Here is a 2,604-nt window from a genome sequence, read left to right as displayed (position 1 = left end):
ATGATATATAGAGGAAAGGGGTACACTTTCCTAAATAGAAACTTTGATGGATAATAAATTCATATTCAAAGAAGTTACCCAAACTTTACTCAAACCCTATATATTCGCCGAGATCCTATGGTACAACAGGAACCTAGCTACTGGCTAATGAAGTGGGTACTTGATGCTAAAAACTAAAGCCTTCCAAATCCCTTAATTCTTTTTTCTGTTTTATATCCTGCTTGTACGAATTGAGTATTATCAGTCCCGACATCATAAAGAGTATAATTTTTTCCTGCCCCAATACCAATAACAGCTTTTTGAGGAACTTTCTGCTCTTTCTTACGATTTCCATTTAAATCTTCTACTTCAGAATTAACAATCCCCTCTGTCAATTCCAAGTGAAACTGTTGTTTACTTCTTGCAGTAAATAATCTGTTTACCTGAAGACGTGTAAGTCTATCAAGGAGTGTCAGTGGCGGCGTATCTAGTGTTAAATTTTCGCCAACATCTTTTGAGCTTCCGTGAATCAAACCACAATCAAGTTCAACAAATCCAAATTGAAGTGCTGCTATCCAATCAAGAAATGATTTGTCTACAGCATTCGTAAGAGACTTAACTACTTCTTCACCCTTATTTATTCTCAAAGCTTCAGCTCTTTGATCACCACGGTAACCACTTTCCAAGAGGATTTGTTCTTCCCACCAACCATATATGCACCATGGTTGTAAATCATTACTTTTTGGATTAATTAACCTATGGAGAAGCCTATTACAGTTTTTTTCAGGACCTATCATATCCCCCAAAACAAAAAGAGTTATATTACCTGGAGTTTTTTTTAAGTCTTTTTGAATAAGTTCATAAGTATCTAGATCCCCTTTAAGACCACTTACGAGTGCCCAGCGTTCTATCATCTTTCACAAACATGAGATGCATCTTCAGCTTGTTCTGCAAATTCGAATCCATTTTTTAAACGCCATGCAAAAATCGGAGGAAGACCGGCATCTATTATTGCTTTACAAGTAAGTTCAATATCATATTCCACTTCTCTAATTTTTACTTCATTAGTGACATCGTTATAAACAACATAAGTAGCTTTAGTTCCTCCATGTCTTGGCTCTCCAACTGAACCTGCATTTACTATTCTTCGCATCGGCAATTGAATTTCTTTTTCTTGAGTATCTTTGGGAACAGCATTTTTGATCTTTACAGCAATTGAACCATCTGCTAATTCGCGAATATAAGGTTGGTGAGTATGACCACAAAATAGAATCTCTGCTCTGGCATTTTCAACTCTCTCAAGAGCTGCGAATGCATCCATATCGGGTAGAAGATATTCATGTTGACTATTAGGACTACCATGAACAAAAAGACACTTATCTTTACGTATTGAGTAGGGTAGATTAGCTAGATAATCCTTATTTTCTTTAGTTAATTTATCCGTAGTCCATTGATGAGCAAAATGACCTCTTTTTTCAGCAAGCTGAGAAGGATAACTACAATCGCAAGCATCTAATCCATCAACAACGTCTTCGTCCCAACATCCCTGACAAGTAGGAATTTTTTTATCTCTTATTAACTCAATAACCTCATTAGGTTGAGGACCATAACCCACTAGATCTCCAAGACAGGTAATATTTGTAATTCCTTGGAGTTCAATATCTTTTAAGACAGCCTCTACTGCAGGTAGATTTGCATGTAAACATGAGATGACAGCTTGATTCATTTTTAAGTTAACGGCGAGCAGTTTGTAATTGTGAATTTCTAAGTGAAGTTTGATGATGATCTAGTACAGCATCATTAAGAAGGCAATTATGAATCGTTGCTTTTATTGACTCGAAGTTTAAATTTTTCCCTTGTATAACAATTTCAGAACATCTTTCTGGTCTTCCATTAAGAGGGGCAACTTGGTTTAATGTTTGATATTGAGATCCTTGCTGACTGACTATCCAGTTAAACAAGATGTAACGCCCATCCGGCAAGTTCATTAATGCTTTTGCTCTATATACATCCCCATAAGCACCATTAACTAATTCAAACCAAAAAGTATTCAAGCTTGCAGGATCCCAAATATGCTTTTGAAGATCAAGGCTTATTGATTCAATTTCTCTAAAATCTAAAGTATCTTTAATTGATAATTCTGGATCTCTACCAAAATGAAGATATCTATTTGGCTGGAGATTATATTTTTCAAGTTCATTAATAATTCTCAGATCAACTCCATTAATACCCTGAGATTTAGGTGTAAAAAATTGTGGAAATTCAATAATAATTAAAATGTTTTCTTTATCTTTCTCTGATATTGAGTTTGAAATAGATAAGTCTAATAAGTTAGGAATTTGATCTTTCAAAAAAGCAAAATCAATTTTTGAATTTATTGCTTGCTCTAAATTAATTTCGGAATATCCTCCAAGACGTAAGTAACCACAATTACCAGAATAATTCTTAAAAGTATTTAGTATCCAATTTGTCTTACCGCATCCTGGCGAACCTGATATTAAACAGACTTGACTCATAAAAAAATACTACCTAATGTATAAAATTTACACCAATATGAAAATGAAAATCATTTCTGTTTTCGATTTTAAATATTTATTTTGTGATTTAAGTGATAAAACAATAATA

Annotated in this window: 3 protein-coding genes; all 3 read right to left on the bottom strand. The window is 33.9% G+C overall.

Going from position 1 to position 2,604, the window contains the following annotated elements:
• Positions 1 to 173: 173 nt before the first annotated feature.
• From MK115_RS09070 to MK115_RS09060, 3 genes are read right to left on the bottom strand one after another with little or no spacing between them, the layout of a single operon-like run.
• Complete coding sequence (locus tag MK115_RS09070; RefSeq protein WP_144010883.1) at positions 174 to 893, bottom strand: phosphoesterase; 720 nt, start codon at positions 891 to 893, stop codon at positions 174 to 176.
• Positions 890 to 1,705 carry a metallophosphoesterase family protein gene (locus tag MK115_RS09065; RefSeq protein WP_287610884.1) on the bottom strand — a complete coding sequence of 272 codons (816 nt, stop codon included), beginning with the start codon at positions 1,703 to 1,705 and terminating at the stop codon, positions 890 to 892. The genes MK115_RS09070 and MK115_RS09065 overlap by 4 nt, the downstream gene beginning before the upstream one ends.
• Positions 1,706 to 1,712: 7 nt before the next feature.
• Positions 1,713 to 2,495, bottom strand: a complete 783-nt coding sequence (locus tag MK115_RS09060; protein ID WP_032524970.1) for a GTP-binding protein — start codon at positions 2,493 to 2,495, stop codon at positions 1,713 to 1,715.
• Positions 2,496 to 2,604 lie beyond the last annotated feature (109 nt).

It is taken from the genome of Prochlorococcus sp. ALOHA_ZT_50, assembly GCF_022447305.1.
GTDB lineage: Bacteria > Cyanobacteriota > Cyanobacteriia > PCC-6307 > Cyanobiaceae > Prochlorococcus_A.
Note: the sequence above shows the minus strand (reverse complement) of the source record. Positions and strands in the feature narration are given on the sequence as shown.